15 protein-coding genes are annotated in these 15,496 nt (G+C 43.9%); 8 read left to right on the forward strand and 7 right to left on the reverse strand.

Annotation, left to right across the window (positions count from 1 at the left end):
• The first annotated feature begins 57 nt into the window (after positions 1-57).
• The 8 genes from thrS to THMIRH_RS03840 all read left to right on the forward strand — a co-directional run bounded on the left by thrS (position 58) and on the right by THMIRH_RS03840 (position 7,594).
• Positions 58-1,986: a threonine--tRNA ligase gene (thrS, locus tag THMIRH_RS03805; RefSeq protein WP_173290842.1), complete on the forward strand. Its 1,929-nt coding sequence runs from the start codon at positions 58-60 to the stop codon at positions 1,984-1,986.
• Positions 1,987-1,998: 12 nt separating this feature from the next.
• Positions 1,999-2,553 (forward strand): translation initiation factor IF-3, encoded by a 555-nt coding sequence (gene infC / locus THMIRH_RS03810; RefSeq protein WP_279585855.1) that lies wholly within the window; start codon positions 1,999-2,001, stop codon positions 2,551-2,553.
• 205 nt (positions 2,554-2,758) lie between these two features.
• Entirely contained in the window at positions 2,759-2,956 is a 198-nt protein-coding gene (rpmI, locus tag THMIRH_RS03815; RefSeq protein WP_173290844.1) for a 50S ribosomal protein L35, read from the forward strand.
• An 11-nt stretch (positions 2,957-2,967) separates the two neighbouring features.
• A complete protein-coding gene (rplT, locus tag THMIRH_RS03820) occupies positions 2,968-3,324 on the forward strand; it encodes a 50S ribosomal protein L20 (RefSeq protein ID WP_173290845.1) in 357 nt (118 codons plus the stop codon).
• Positions 3,325-3,459: 135 nt separating this feature from the next.
• Positions 3,460-4,458 carry a phenylalanine--tRNA ligase subunit alpha gene (gene pheS, locus THMIRH_RS03825; RefSeq protein WP_173290846.1) on the forward strand — a complete coding sequence of 333 codons (999 nt, stop codon included), beginning with the start codon at positions 3,460-3,462 and terminating at the stop codon, positions 4,456-4,458.
• Positions 4,459-4,513: 55 nt separating this feature from the next.
• Entirely contained in the window at positions 4,514-6,898 is a 2,385-nt protein-coding gene (gene pheT / locus THMIRH_RS03830; RefSeq protein WP_173290847.1) for a phenylalanine--tRNA ligase subunit beta, read from the forward strand.
• 17 nt (positions 6,899-6,915) lie between these two features.
• The gene (locus THMIRH_RS03835) at positions 6,916-7,203 is read left to right on the forward strand and encodes an integration host factor subunit alpha (protein WP_173290848.1); all 288 of its coding nucleotides are present in this window, start codon (positions 6,916-6,918) and stop codon (positions 7,201-7,203) included.
• A complete protein-coding gene (locus THMIRH_RS03840) occupies positions 7,196-7,594 on the forward strand; it encodes a MerR family transcriptional regulator (protein ID WP_173290849.1) in 399 nt (132 codons plus the stop codon). The genes THMIRH_RS03835 and THMIRH_RS03840 overlap by 8 nt, the downstream gene beginning before the upstream one ends.
• Before the next feature lie 56 nt (positions 7,595-7,650).
• Here the strand turns inward: THMIRH_RS03840 and THMIRH_RS03845 are convergent, their stop codons facing one another.
• From THMIRH_RS03845 to THMIRH_RS03875, 7 genes are read right to left on the reverse strand one after another with little or no spacing between them, the layout of a single operon-like run.
• Positions 7,651-8,493 carry an HDOD domain-containing protein gene (locus THMIRH_RS03845; protein ID WP_173290850.1) on the reverse strand — a complete coding sequence of 281 codons (843 nt, stop codon included), beginning with the start codon at positions 8,491-8,493 and terminating at the stop codon, positions 7,651-7,653.
• A 2-nt stretch (positions 8,494-8,495) separates the two neighbouring features.
• Positions 8,496-9,050 (reverse strand): hypothetical protein, encoded by a 555-nt coding sequence (locus tag THMIRH_RS03850; protein WP_173290851.1) that lies wholly within the window; start codon positions 9,048-9,050, stop codon positions 8,496-8,498.
• A 29-nt stretch (positions 9,051-9,079) separates the two neighbouring features.
• On the reverse strand, positions 9,080-9,925 hold the full coding sequence (locus THMIRH_RS03855; protein ID WP_173290852.1) for a symmetrical bis(5'-nucleosyl)-tetraphosphatase: 846 nt from the start codon (positions 9,923-9,925) through the stop codon (positions 9,080-9,082).
• A complete protein-coding gene (rsmA, locus tag THMIRH_RS03860) occupies positions 9,925-10,719 on the reverse strand; it encodes a 16S rRNA (adenine(1518)-N(6)/adenine(1519)-N(6))-dimethyltransferase RsmA (RefSeq protein WP_173290853.1) in 795 nt (264 codons plus the stop codon). The genes THMIRH_RS03855 and rsmA overlap by 1 nt, the downstream gene beginning before the upstream one ends.
• On the reverse strand, positions 10,712-11,731 hold the full coding sequence (gene pdxA, locus THMIRH_RS03865; RefSeq protein WP_173290854.1) for a 4-hydroxythreonine-4-phosphate dehydrogenase PdxA: 1,020 nt from the start codon (positions 11,729-11,731) through the stop codon (positions 10,712-10,714). The genes rsmA and pdxA overlap by 8 nt, the downstream gene beginning before the upstream one ends.
• On the reverse strand, positions 11,732-13,114 hold the full coding sequence (locus THMIRH_RS03870) for a peptidylprolyl isomerase (protein WP_243831497.1): 1,383 nt from the start codon (positions 13,112-13,114) through the stop codon (positions 11,732-11,734).
• Positions 13,115-15,490: an LPS-assembly protein LptD gene (locus THMIRH_RS03875; protein ID WP_173290855.1), complete on the reverse strand. Its 2,376-nt coding sequence runs from the start codon at positions 15,488-15,490 to the stop codon at positions 13,115-13,117.
• Positions 15,491-15,496 lie beyond the last annotated feature (6 nt).

Below are 15,496 nucleotides of genomic sequence, written 5' to 3' on the forward strand. Positions count from 1 at the left end.
TTTTCAAAATTACCAAATATTTTTTATCTACAAACTAAACAATTAAGAGTGATTAAAATGCCTGTTATTACCCTACCAGATGGTTCAAAAAGAGAATTTCCCCAAGCAGTTTCAGTAATGGAAGTGGCTACGGATATCGGTACGGGATTGGCAAAAGCAACGGTAGCCGGGCGTGTTAATGGTCAGTTAGTGGATGCTTGTGATTTAATCACCGACGACGCGTCGTTAGAAATTGTGACCATGAAAGATGCCGATGGTTTGCACATTATGCGCCATACTTGCGCTCACTTATTGGGGCATGCGCTCAAACAATTGTATCCAAATGTCAAAATGGCGATTGGTCCAGTCATTGAAAATGGTTTTTATTATGACGTGGATTCAGACATTAAAATCACACCAGAAGATTTAAAGAAAATCGAAAAACGTATGGCTGAGCTGGCCAAGACCAAATATACCGTCATCAAAAAAATGACCCCGCGCGCAGAAGCCATTGAAACTTTCAAAAGTCGTGGCGAAGATTACAAATTAGAATTGATTGCCGATTTGCCAGATGAAACCCAATTTGGTTTCTATCATCACGAAGAATACATTGATATGTGTCGTGGTCCACATTTGCCAAATATGGGGTTTATCAAAGCCTTTGAATTGACCCATGTTGCGGGTGCCTATTGGCGCGGTAATTCAGACAATAAAATGTTACAGCGTATCTACGGTGTGGCGTTTGCGTCCAAAGAAGAATTAAAAGAATATTTAGTGATGATGGAAGAAGCTGAAAAGCGTGACCATCGTAAACTTGGCAAATCTTTAGATTTGTTCCATGTTGAAGAATTAGCACCGGGTATGGCGTTTTGGCATCCAAAAGGTACGGTGTTGTTCCGTGTCGTAGAAGAATACATGCGCCAGCAGTTGCGCGAAAACGATTATCAAGAAATTCGTACCCCATTGATTATGGATCGTTCTTTATGGGAAAAATCAGGTCACTGGGACAAGTTTAAAGACAATATGTTTACTACGGCCACAGACAACCGTGATTATGCCGTTAAGCCCATGAACTGCCCTGGACACATTCAGGTGTATAACCGTGAATTAAATAGCTACCGTGATTTACCGATTCGTTTAGCAGAATTTGGTTTGGTGCACCGTAATGAGCCTTCTGGAACTTTGCACGGTTTGATGCGTGTGCGCTCGTTCACTCAAGATGACGCTCATATTTTCTGTACAGAAGATCAAATTAAAGCAGAAGTCCAAGGGTGTATCGATTTAGTATTTAACACTTACAAAGACTTTGGTTTTGACAATATCGCGGTTAAGTTCTCAACTCGCCCAGAAAACCGTGTAGGTTCAGATGAGGTTTGGGATTTAGCAGAAGCGGCACTTGAGCAAACTTTAAAAGACGCTAACTTAAGTTATACTTTGCAGCCGGGCGAAGGTGCTTTTTATGGCCCTAAGATTGAATTCCAATTAAAAGACTGCATTGGGCGTGTGTGGCAGTGTGGAACCATTCAATTAGATTTCTCGATGACTCAAGCTGAGCGCCTAAATGCGGTTTATATTGGTCAAGATAATGAAAAACATCATCCTGTGATGATTCACCGTGCCATTTTAGGTTCGTTAGAGCGTTTTGTAGGTATTTTGGTGGAACATTATGAGGGCAAATTCCCAACTTGGTTAGCGCCTGTGCAAGTCGTTATTGCTTCAATTGCAGAAGTTCACAGTGATTATGTGGTCGATTTTGCAAAAAAATTGAAAAAACAGGGGTTTAGAGTCGAAACAGACTTGAGAAATGAGAAGGTTGGGTTTAAAATTCGCCAACATTCTTTAGCGCGAGTACCTTATGTATTTGTGGTAGGGGATCAAGAGATGCAAAACGGAGCCGTTAATGTTCGTGCCAGAGGTGGAGAAAACCTAGGGTCTTTTACATTTGACGAGATCATTAATTTACTGACGGATGACATTGCCAATTTAGGGCGTGTTGTTCAGTCATAGGAGGATAATACCATCGCAGTAAGAAGAGGTCGTGGGAAACCACTAAAGCCAGAAACCCCAAAAGACAATATTAACGACATGATTACCGCCCATGAAGTGCGGTTAATCGATGAAGCGGGTGAGCAAGCCGGTATCGTGTCTATCGAAGATGCTTTACAAAGAGCCCAAGCTGCTAACTTGGACCTGGTTGAGATTACTGCGAAGTCGGTACCTCCTGTTTGTAAGATTATGGATTACGGTAAATTCCGTTTCCAGAAACAGAAAAAAGAACAAGAAGCTAAGAAAAAGCAAAAACAAGTTCAGGTTAAGGAAGTTAAATTCCGTCCAGGAACTGAAGATGCCGATTATCAAGTTAAGCTTCGCAGTGTTATGAAGTTCCTTGAAAATGGTGACCGTGTTAAAGTCACAATTTGGTTCAGAGGGCGTGAGATTACCCATAAAGATTTGGGTATGAACATGCTAGAACGCGTTAAGGCAGATTTAGGTGACACAGCCATGGTAGAGCAAATGCCTAAAATGGAAGGTCGCACACTGCAAATGATGGTTGCTCCAACGAAAAAAGTTTGAGTCGCTACAAAATTTTTTAACCGGTTTATGCCGGTTAATCAATAGGCCGAAATGCCAAAAAAACAATAACTAGGATGGCGTCCAACGCCATTACTGGTGCAGCTCACTCAGTGCTGTTTATTGTTCCAAGTTTTTAAGTTTACAAAAGCTTAAAAATATTTCAAAACTGACTAGGTACCTCGGTATCTAAATTGGAGTTTTAGCAATGCCTAAGATGAAAACAAATAAAAGTGCTCAAAAGCGCTTTAAAAAAACTGGCTCAGGCCGTTTTAAATGCAAACAATCACACCTTCGTCATATCTTGACCAAGAAGTCTTCTAAGCGTAAGCGTCATCTTCGTTCTGCGAGCATGATTCACGATAACGATGTGGCAATGGTTCGCCGCATGCTTCCATACAGCTAAGGAGATAGAAGATGGCAAGAGTTAAAAGAGGCGTAATTGCGCGCAGAAGACATAACAAAGTATTGGCCTTAGCAAAAGGTTATTACAACGCGCGTCGTAAGATTTTCCGCGTTGCTAAGCAAGCTGTTACTAAAGCAGGTCAATACGCATACCGTGACCGTAGAACGAAAAAGAGACAATTCCGTAGATTATGGATTGCTCGTATCAATGCTGCGACTCGTATGCACGGTATGACTTATAGCCGTTTTATCAATGGTTTGACAAAATCTGGCGTACAAGTTGACCGTAAAGTTTTATCTGACATTGCGATTCATGATGCAGCAGCATTTGCTGCCATTGTTGAAAAAGCGAAAGCAGCTTTAGCTTAATTCAATCTCGTATTGAAACTAAGGGGACGCAAGTCCCCTTTTTATTTTTAAAATTAATGATTTAAGTAATCTGATCAGCCAAAAAGTCAATAATTTTAAACATAGAATTAACTCAAAAAGAAGGTCTTAACGATCATGCAACAAAAACTGCAGGATATAGTGTCTCAAGCCCAGACGCTGATTAACTCGGTCACGGAGTTGGCTAGCCTCGACGAAATCCGTATTCAATACTTTGGCAAAAAGGGTGAGTTTACCGAACTGATGAAAACCCTAGGTAAGCTTTCAAATGAAGAACGCCCTAAGGTTGGTCAATGGATTAATGATGCTAAGCAAACGGTGCAAACCGCATTGGGCGATAAAAAGCGTGCCCTAGATGATGCAGAGTTGGCCAAAAAATTAGCCGAAGAGCGCATTGATATTACCTTGCCAGGTCGTGATTTGGATATCGGTGGCTTACATCCGGTGACGCGCACTTTGCGTCGTATTGAGTCTATTTTTGCTAAGGCAGGGTTTGATGTTGAAACCGGCCCAGAAATTGAAGATGATTGGCACAACTTTGAAGCCCTCAATATTCCAGAAACCCATCCTGCGCGTGCCATGCACGATACTTTTTATTTTGATGAATCAACGGTACTTAGAACACATACTTCAGGTGTACAGATTCGCACCATGGAAGAACGCAAAGGGGCCATGCGCATTATAGCGCCAGGTCGCGTTTACCGTTGTGACTCTGACCAAACCCATACCCCAATGTTTCATCAGGTTGAAGGTTTGATTATTGAAGAGAACGCCAGTTTTGCGCAATTGCGTGCGTTGATAATTGAATTCTTGCGTCAATTCTTTGAAGACGACAATTTAAAAGTGCGCTTTAGACCCTCTTATTTCCCGTTTACCGAGCCGTCTGCAGAAGTGGATATTGCCACAGATTTATTTGGCGATGGCCGTTGGATTGAAGTTTTAGGGTGCGGCATGGTGCATCCAAATGTCCTAAAAAATGTTGATGTCGATTCCGAAAAATATACCGGCCTAGCCTTTGGTTTGGGCGTTGAGCGCCTTGCCATGTTGCGTTATGGCGTAAAAGATTTGCGTCAATTTTTCGAGAACGATTTACGGTTCCTCAAGCAATTTAAATAAACCCAAAAGGGTCGAAAAACGGTCTAAAAACAACCAGGCCTGGTGAGAATTTGATATGAAATTAAGTGAAAATTGGTTAAGAGAGTGGACGAATCCGGATTGGGATTCAAACAGATTGGCAGAAGAGTTAAGTCTTGCCGGTTTAGAAGTGGATGGCATTGAGCCAGTTGCGCCAGCCTTTAATAATGTGGTGGTCGGGCATGTATTATCGGTTGAAAAACACCCAGACGCAGATAAGTTGAATGTGACCCAAGTGGATGTTGGTCAGGGTGAACCAGTACAAATCGTATGTGGTGCCAAAAATGTGGTTGCAGGCATGAAGGCCTGTTGTGCCATGGTTGGGGCGACTTTACCGGGTGATTTCCAAATCAAAAAAGCCAAATTACGCGGTGTGTCTTCTAATGGTATGTTGTGTGGAGCAAGTGAACTGGGATTGCCTGACGATGGCGTTGATGGCTTACATGTGTTGCCAAACGATGCCCCGATTGGTATGGATGTTCGTGACTATTTAAATTTGAATGACACGGTTTTGGAAGTGGATTTAACCCCTAACCGTGCGGATTGTTTAAGTGTGGAAGGCATTGCGCGTGATGTGGCTGCCGTTGCCAATATTGCTTGGCAACAACCCTTTGAAAACATGATGGTTGCCCAGCAAGGTGCTTGTTCGGTAGAGATTAAGGTACAAGAGCCTGCCTTGTGTCCTAAGTATTTAGGATGCGTGGTAACAGGATTCGACACTCAAGCCAACACACCAAAATGGATGCAACAACGCCTGCAACGCGGTGGTTTAAATCCTAAGAATTTGATGGTCGATATTACCAATTATGTCTTGTTGGAATTGGGTCAACCAATGCACGCTTTTGACTTGGCTAAATTAACAGGCGCGATTCAAGTTCGCAAAGCCGTTGCGGGTGAAAAGCTCATCACTTTGGATGAAAAAGAACTGACCTTAACCGACGATACCTTGATTATTGCCGATGACAACGGGCCTTTGGCTTTAGCAGGGGTGATGGGCGGATTGCATTCTGCGGTTTCAGACACAACCCAAGCGATTTTCTTTGAGTGTGCACATTTCACTCCATTAAGTGTTGTGGGTAAAGCCCGTGCTTATGGTTTGCACACGGACTCTTCGCATCGTTTTGAACGAGGTGTAGATGCACAGTTACCCGAGCGTGCGTTAGCGCGTGCATTGGCGTTGTTTACCAAGATTGCTGGTGGTCAGGTTTCTGAGGTGAATGCCCAGATTTCCGCTGAATTATTGCCGCAAGTTAAGCCGATCGCCTTGCGTCCTGAGCGCATAGTGAAATTATTGGGTGCATACATTGCCAATGATCAGGTTGAAAGTATTTTTAAACGCTTAGGTTTTAGCATTGAAAACCAAGCTGATGGTTGGTTAATGACGCCACCATCTTACCGTTTTGATATGGCGATTGAAGCCGATTTGATTGAAGAAGTAGGCCGTATTTATGGCTATAACAACCTACCAGAAACGCCTGTTGAAGCCCCTGTGCGTTTGCCTAGCTTACCTGAGTCTGAGCAAGAGTTGTATGGCCTAAAACAAGCTTTAGTGCAGCGTGGTTATCATGAAGTGGTCACTTATAGCTTTGTTGAAGAAGCCAAGCAAGCGGTGTTATTACCTGAGTTGCCCTATGTGTGTTTACAAAACCCAATCTCTGATGACATGAAGGCGATGCGCACCACCTTATTCCCTGGGTTTTTAAATACCATTGCTTATAACCAAAATCGTCAACAAAACCGTGTGCGTATTTTTGAGTCGGGTTTAACGTTTGTTCAAATAGATGGCCAAGTTCAGCAAGTTCCGGTGTTGGGTGGTGCGATTGTTGGTTCTAAAACACCCAATAGTTGGGCGGTGACCGAGCCAAGAGTCGTGGATTTTTATGACCTAAAAGGTGATGTTGAAACCTTGTTGGGTATGAGCCATTTACAAAATCGTGTGCGTTTTGTTCCCCATGAATATACCATTTTTCATCCCGGTCAATCGGCAGCCATACAGTTAGACGGTAAAACCGTTGGCTTTATGGGGCAGTTACACCCCAAACACGCAAAACTCACAGGGGTCTCTGGCAAGGTATTTTTATTTGAAATTCGTTTGGATGCTTTGTCTACAAAATTGGTGCCTTCTGCGAATGCCATTTCAAAATTCCCAGAAGTACAGCGTGATCTGGCGTTTGTGGTCGATGGGGAGTTGCCAGTCCAAGCGTTATTTGATGCGGTTGAGTCCGTTGAATCCAGCATTTTGCAAGGGGTGGAATTGTTTGATATCTACCGTGGACAAGGCATAGAGCCTCATCAAAAGAGTATTGCATTAACTTTGAAAATTCAGCATACCGAGCGTACCTTGCAGGATGAAGAAGTAGAAGCCTTGGTCGCTCAAATTATTGATTTGGCGGCGCAAAAAGTACAAGCAAGATTAAGATAATAAAGAGGGAAATAGAGATGGCCTTAACCAAAGCAGAAATTGCGCAATCTTTAACCGATACTTTTGGCTTTAACAAGCGTGAATCAAAAGAGGTGGTTGAACAGTTTTTTGAAGAAATGGGCAGAGTCCTGACCAAAGGCGAACAAATTAAATTGTCTGGTTTTGGCAACTTTGAACTCAGAGATAAGTCCTCTCGTCCAGGTCGTAATCCAAGAACCGGTGAAGATGTTCCCATTTCTGCTCGAAGAGTGGTAACATTTAAGCCTGGTCAAAAATTGCGTGCTCAAATAGATAACCATGGCTAATCCAAAAAACACTTCAATTTCCTCAGCTAAACAGCTTGAGATTGATATTCCTGATAAAAAATATTTCACCATTGGTGAAGTCAGCGAAATATGCGATTTAAAAGCGCATGTTTTGCGTTATTGGGAACAAGTTTTTGATCAACTAGAGCCAGTCAAACGCAGCACTCGCCGTTATTATCAACGCAAGGATATTGAGTTGGTGATAGAAATTCGTTCATTATTGCATGATCAAGGTTTTACCATTCCAGGTGCCAAAGCGCGTTTGGCAAAAGGTAAACACGCGGTGACAGTCGAAGCCCCTAAAGCTGATGACAGCTCTTTGGTTGGGCAATTACAAAATTTAAGAACTGAAATAGCGCAATTTAAACGCTATATTCAAACTAAATATTAATTCAAGTCAAACCCAAGCCAGACTTTTCTCACGCACAGTGCTTTATCAATTTAAAGTTAAACCTTTACTGAGTTGGTCATTAAAGCAGTTCTAACCATCTTTAAGTCTTCTTGTTGCAGCATTAATTCTTTGATGCCATCTTGCTGGTATTCTTTCATTTCAACGCCACTATAAGCACCTAAAGAAATTTCCGAAACCACGGCATTCGCCACTTTTAACATACCCACCATGGCTCTAACTTCGTCATTTTTAATGCGTTCACAGCTTTCATTGTGGTGGAGCATAATCGCATGAATCATGGTGGACGGAAGATGCCATTTTTTGGTAATCAAAACGCCAACCATGGCATGGTCGGTTCTAAATAAGCTGGCTTCTTTTTGAAGAATGGTTTTGGGCAAACTTAATGAGCTGGTAAAAAGCGGTCCGAAGGCTTTTGGATTAATGCCTGCGAGCATTAAAGCACCCACATTATGGAAGAGTCCCAGCATGTAGGCTTCATCTCGCGTAATGCCATGCACAAACTCTGATAATTCTGCCATACAAAAAGCCACATCGACACTGTGATCCATAATGTCTTTATGCAAACCTTTATCGCTAAAGAGTTTTTTTAGCGCTGAAGCGACCACTAGATTATAAATATTGTCTAACCCCAAAACCTTCACCGCATCTCTGATAGATTTAATCGGCGAGTTGAGTTTGAGTTTCATAATCGGCGAGTTGATAATTTTGATCACCTCACCTGATAAGGTCGCATTTTGTTCAATAATATTGGCGATTTGAATAATGTTAGGGAATTTGCTTTGAAGCTCTTTTTCTAGGCGCAAGATTTCTTCGGGTATTTCAGGAATTTTATGTCCATAAATGGCTTGCATGGCTTCTTGTAGTTTTTGTTGTAGCATGGTCAAACCTCATCTTCATCTTCATCACTGGCTAATTCTGGGTGGCGAATTTCCCAAATCCGAGTGAACTTATCGTCTTCTAACTTGTGTTGTAATAGGGTGATGGCCGCAATATATTGGTCAATATATTGGTAGCGCCCTTTGCGTAAAGATTGCCACAGGTGGCGGTATTTTGCGGGTAAAAAATCTTTGAAATGCGGAATTAAGCCATAGTCGCCTTCGGTTTCTTGAATGCGTTGCATCACGGTGATTCTGGCTTGATAAAAAAAGCGCTTTTCAAATTGATCGAGCATTTTGCCAACAATAAACAACAACAATGCGGCCACTAAAAAACTGGCCACAAAATAACCGGTTAAAAAAGTGCCTAACAGGGTCACGGTGACCAAAAAGATAGCCGAAACCGGCATGGTTAAAACAAATATCCAAGCGTGTTTGCCCTTGAGTTGATCCGCTAGGGATTTAATATCAAATATACCGGTATCAACCGCTCTCAAGCGTGTCAGCATTTCAGCTGCGGTTGGGGTTGAGGGTGAAGTGTCGTTTTCTGCTTGATCCATGCGTTGTGGGTGCCTATCTCAAAGTTGGGTTATGACGATTTTGCCTTTTTGGGTTGGCAAGCTTGCGGACAATCAATGGTATGACGCATTTTTGAGTCTAGGCAATAGGCCGTCAACTTGCCACCCCAAAGACATCCTGTATCGGTGGTGTGGATATTATAGGCATCAATTGCCCCTAAAGTAGACCAATGACCGAAGAAAATTTCGGCGGTTTTATTTTTGCGGTGTGGCCAAGTAAACCACGGCTGAAAGTGGCTAGCGTTGTTCTCAGGTTTGCCCTTTTGGCTAAACTCTAATTCACCATCTGCCGAGCAATAGCGCATTCTGGCAAAGGCATTGACGATGTAACGCAATCTGTCCCAGCCCGTTAGGCTTTCTTGCCACAGGGTTGGTTCGCTGCCAAATAGATGATGGCGTAATTGATCTTGCCAGTCATCCGCCTGAAGACTTTTTTGGACTTCATCGGCTAAATTTTGGGCTTGCGAAATCGTCCACTGCGGTGGAATACCGGCATGCACCATCACCAAAGGTAAAAACTCATGGCGTACCATAAGAGGTTGTTGGCGCAGCCAATCCATCAGTTCATGGACATCTGGCGCATTGATAATGTCTGTTAGGGTATCTGATTTAGACAGAAATTTTTCAACACCGCTATAAGCCGCTAGTAAATGAAAGTCGTGATTGCCAAGTACCATCTTGCCTTTAGAACCTAAGTTTTTAACAAATCTTAAGCAATCCAAAGACTTGGGGCCGCGATTAACTATATCACCGGCAAACCACAGTTCATCTTGCTCAGGTTGATAGTTGATAAGGCTGAGGAGTTGTTGCAACTCATCATAACAGCCTTGTAAGTCGCCAATCACATAGGTTGCCATTAGAGCTTCTCTGCCGTATAGCGGTTGGTTAGGTTAACAAAATCTTCCACAGTCAGGCGCTCGGCACGAATGCCTGGGTCGATGCCACAAGCAGTGATTTGCGTTTCGTCTAACCAACCTTTTAAATTATTGCGCAAGGTTTTGCGCTTTTGGCTGAAGGCTTGGCGCACCAAGTCTTGGAAGTCTTTTTCGTTGTTCGCCACAAAAGGGCGAGTTTTGTAGGGCGTGAGCCTAACGATGGCTGAATCGACTTTGGGCGGGGGGGTGAAGTTTTCTGGGCCCACTTCAAACAAAAACTCAGTAAGGCAGCTGTATTGCAGCATGACACTCAAACGACCATAGGTTTTAGAGCCAGGTGCCGCAGTAATGCGCTCGACCACTTCTTTTTGCAACATAAAGTGCATGTCTTGAATTTGCGCAGCAGAGTCTAATAAGTGAAACAATAATGGGCTGGAAATATTGTAGGGCAAATTGCCCACCACGCGAATTTGAGTTTCATTCGGATCTAACAGAGAGGCATAATTAAACGACAGGGCATCCGCATGATGTAAGAAAAAAGCAGGGTGTTGTGCAAAGCGTTTAGTCAACGGGCCAATTAAATCGTTATCAATTTCAATAATATCGAGTTTGCGAACCTTGTCTAACAGAGGTGCGGTTAAAGCCGCTTCACCTGGGCCAATTTCAACCAAATGTTGATCAGGTTTGGGGGCAATGTGGGCAACGATTTGTTGAATAATGCGCGGGTTGTTTAGAAAGTTTTGTCCAAACTCTTTTTTGTGTTGGTGTTTAGACATGAGGGGTTTCCTGTGTTTTGCCGGTTAACATATCGCAGGCCACTTGAATGGCATATCTAAAACTGGTGTCTGTGCAAATGCCTTTACCGGCAATATCCAGTGCCGTGCCATGATCCACCGAAGTACGAATGAAAGGTAATCCCAAGGTGACATTGACCGCTTGTCCAAAGCCCAAGTGTTTTAAAACGGGTAACCCTTGGTCGTGATACATGGCCAAAAACGCATCGCCTTTTTTGAGTTTATCTTGGGTAAACATAGTATCTGCCGGTAAAGGACCAATGAGATTTGGCATGCGCTGCTTGAGCTTTTGAATCACAGGAATCATCACATCGATTTCTTCCCTGCCCAAATGGCCGTCTTCACCTGCATGTGGATTAAGCCCTGCAATATAAATGACTGGGTTAGCAATGCCAAATTGTTGTTGCAAGCTGTCATAGGTGATGGTGATGACTTTCTCTAGAAGTTCAGGCGTAATGGCATCAGGAATCGCGCGTAAGGGTAAATGGGTGGTTGCTAAAGGCACACGCAAACCCGGTGTTGCCAACATCATGACAACCTGGTCAGTGCGCGATTTTTCGGCGAGATATTCGGTGTGTCCTGTGAATTTTAGGCCGGCTTCATTAATGATGCCTTTGTGCACGGCGCCGGTCACCATACCATCAAATTCACCGCTCATGCATCCGGCAATCGCTCGGTCCAGCAGTTGAATCACAAACCCAGCGTTGGCGACATTGAGCTGACCAGCAATCACCGGTTGCGGTAGGTCAATATCAATCACTTTGACTTGGCCTAACAAGTTGGCAGAGGGCAAGGCATCTGTTTGATAGTATTGAATTTGAATGGGCAAGTTTAAATCGGTAGCGCGTTGTTGGATTAACGCGGCATTGCCAATCACAACCCATTCAATGTCCCAAGGCGTTTGCGCCAGTTGGACAATTTGTTCTGCGCCTATGCCCGCAGGCTCGCCTAGGGTAATTGCTAAACGAGGTATTTGTTTGAATTGAACACTCATTTATAGGCTGCCTTCAATGCTTTCTTGCGGCGTATCTGCCAAAGGATGGGTAATACGATTTTCAATCATGGATTCTTCTTTTAAACGACGCAACCAAATCTCATAAGACTCATTGGCTTTCTGTTGGCGCAGTGCCAGCATGGCTTGTTGGCGTTTGTTTTTCAAGGATATGTCTGTCTGACGCGTGGCATCGACATACAAAATAACCCAGCCTTGCTCGGTGGCAAAAGGATCTGCAGCCCCTGGAATGTTCGTTAAACTCTGAATGGCTTTTTCATCGGCATTAGACAGTTCCGCAGCAGTCATCCAGCCTAGGTGACCATTTTGGTTAACCGACGCAGGGATGTCAGAATAGCGTTGATTGAGTTCTTGAAATTTTGCTAAGCTGTTCATTTGCTGAGCCACTTGTTTTAATGCAGATGGCGGAGTGGCTTTTTGCAAGGCGTCATCCGATAAGATGATAAATTTATGCACATCATATTGCGTAACGATGGTGGCATCTTTGTCTTTGGTTTCTTTCAACTTGAGAATGTGAAAGCCTAAAGGGCTGCGAATCAGTTGGCTAACTTGACCCACTGCGAGTTGCTCAACCGTATCGACAAAAAAGGTGGGAATTTCTTCCGAAGTCAGCCAGCCCAAATCGCCGCCTTCTAAAGCTTTATTTCCATTAGAGTAGCGCACCGCTAATTGCGTAAAATCTTCACCCTGTTGTAAACGGTTTAGCAGGTCTTGGGCTTTGGCTTCCACTTGTTTGCGTTGTTCGGGCGTGGCATTTTCTGGCAAGCTCACCATGATGTGTTGTAGGTGATATTGCAAGTTGCTGTTTTGTAATTGTAGGCGCTGTAGGTAGTTATCAATTTCACCTTCGGTGACTTGAGTTTTTGAGATAACCTCCACTTCACGGAGTTTTTGCATCAGCATTTGTTGGCGAATTTTTTCACGCACTTTGCTAAAACCATCGGATTCTTGCAGATTGAGTTTATCTCTAAGTTCCGCCAAGCTGAGTTTGTTTTGTTCGGCAATGTCTTGCAGTTGGTCAAACACTTCTTCGTCTGATACGCTCAGCCCCAGTTGTTGAATGCGTTCATCTTGAATTTTTTCTAAGATTAAATTGTCCAGAACCTTTAAGGTCAGTTGTTGATAGTCTTGAATCAAAATATTGCGCGCGGCTAATTCTTTTTCGGCTTCTTGAGTGCGGATTTGCAGCTCGGATTTGAGAATAATGCTGTCATCAACGATGGCGGCAATCCCATCTAGTGGGATTAAATTAGCCTTTAAATCGCTTGAATTTGACCAGGCCTGGTTAAAAATACCGCTTAAAACAACTGCAGAAACGCTTAAAGAACGCAGTAAAAATGGGGTGAAAGGGCGAATGTTCATCATTTAAAAGTTCAACTTATTGTTTAGGTAATCGGTAAAGGTTGTGCCGACAGAGCTGAGTCCTTTGAGCTCTATGACATATTGAATGCTGTAATTATACAGTCCATTGGTGAGTTGTGTCTCTTGAACTGACAGTTCGGACGCCCAACAACAACTGTCGTACCGCAAAGCGTGTTGCACTTCGGTTTTTTGTTCTAGGGTGAAATCATAGTTCCAATAACTTCCCAGCGTCCAGCGAGAATTGATTTGCCAGTTGATCCCTGCAGCCAGGGTTTCTTTTTCACCGGCTTGATTGTAGTTGGTTACGGCATTGGTGAGTAGCAACTTGAAGCGGGGCGTAAAGTCTAACTTTAAGCGGTTGTTGGCATTGGTAAGCTCATAGTTGTCTTTGTTATATTGGCTGGTGGAATAGAGCGTTAATGGCCCCAAAGTGCTGCCCAGTTTGACAAAATAATCCGAAACGCGATCGGTATCCACCGTGTTTCCGCTCAGTTGCACTTGGCGGTCAGCTAGATAAAAAATTTGCCCCAGTCCCGCTTCGGCAACCGGCTCACCTTGCTCGGTAAAAAATTTTGTGGTGAGCGCGGCAGACACTTGGTTGGTATCGCCAATGCGGTCATAACCACTGAAACGATTCAGACTGAAGAGGTTTGAAAAATCCAGACTTTGTGCCGCCGTATCAAACAACGGAATATTGGATTGATCTTGATAGGGCACATACAGATATTGCACTTCGGGTTCAAGGGTTTGCACCCAATTGCGATTGGCTAGGCTAAAATCCCGCTCAAACACCAAACCACCATGCACTGCAAATTGTGGTACAGTGATATCCAATTCTTCTGTGCCAGTGGTGTTGTAGGCAGTGTTTTGTAAGTTGTAATGCACCTTATTGGCAACCGCTTGAGCCGAAAGTCTGCCATACGAGCGTTGTGTGTCATAGCGCAAGCTGGGTTTTAAAAGACTGCGTCGGCCTTCGGGTTTGGTATGGCCTTCGAGCGGAATCTCAAACTCGGTGGTTTGGGCGGTTAAGTCATAACTGAAAGTCTCTAACTGCTCGGGCAAGCTGTCGGCATAGTTCAGAGTGAGCTCGGGGCGTTTTTCGTAGTTATAAGCGGCATCTTGGCGCAGTTGCAAATAGCTCAGTAGGCTCAATTGGCCATTAAAATGTCCTTGAGTAAAGTTTAAATTTACATGGCGTTCGGTTTGTGTGAGGTTGCGCAAGGTGGTTTCCACAGGGATGTCGTTAAAAAATAACTTATCCGACACCTCGTGCCACAGTACATCACCACTCAGACCATGCCCCCAGTTTTGCGTGGTGACTAATTTACCACGCCAGCGCTCGGCTTGGGATTCACCATAACTCACTATGCCACTGCTATTAATTGACGCCAAGCCATCGCGCTGGGTTAGTTGGTCGTTTAAGCCGGTCAAGGTTAAATCAATTTGACCGTAAGGGTTTAAATAACGCAATTCGTTGTCGACAACCCAGCCACGGTCTTGCATTTTGATCAGGGTGAGGGTGTCGTCGGCATTAGGAGCTAGGTTGATGTAATAGGGTAATGCAAAATAACTTTCGGGGGTGTCTTGGCCCAGCGGCTGGCGAGAACCAAACACCGGAAACAAAAGGCCTGAAGCACGCTCGTCCATTGGAAAACTGATGTAGGGTGTGTAAAAAATTGGCACCGTTTGAAAATACAGCAGGGTGTTGTAACCGTAAATACGGCGTTCTAGGTTGTTAATGTCTAAGTCGGAAAAATCTAATTCCCAATCTAACTTTTCGCCAGAGGCTTGGCGAGAGTCTGCTTGATGAGCACGCACTTGCCACTCATAGGGGTTAAGCCGACAGGTGGTGTAGCTGGCATCGCTGAGTTGTATGCGTTCTTGTGTTTGGTCAAGCGTTAAGGCTTGCGCACGACCATGGGCTCGGCTATCCATAAACTGATATTGCACCTGTTGCGCTTGTGCTGTTTTAGCCGTTTGATTAAGTTCAGCGGATTCTGCCGTGAACATCACATCTTCGCTATAAATCACCACTTGCCCCCAAAGATTGGCTTGTTGCGTTTGGCGTTGAATGCGTGCAAAGTCGCTTAAAACCACCAGGCCTGGTTGTTTTAAGCGCACTTTTCCGGTCACTTCGTAGGTCAGTGCATCGGGTTGTGTCAGTTGATTGGCTTCTAGGGTACTTTTGGGTTTTTGTTGGGTATTTGGGTTGGGGGGCACATCGAGTGGTTCAGCAATCCAATCGGGTAAACAGTCCAAATTTTGCGCTTCAGCGGCCAGAACACTGGCGTCAGGTAACAGTCCGATTAAGACTATCGAAGCGATTAAGTGGCTAAGGTGAGCTGTTTTTGGAAAAAATTTCCGAGCGAGAATTGACATTACCAC

Source organism: Thiosulfativibrio zosterae (genome assembly GCF_011398155.1).
GTDB classification, from domain to species: Bacteria; Pseudomonadota; Gammaproteobacteria; order Thiomicrospirales; family Thiomicrospiraceae; genus Thiosulfativibrio; species Thiosulfativibrio zosterae.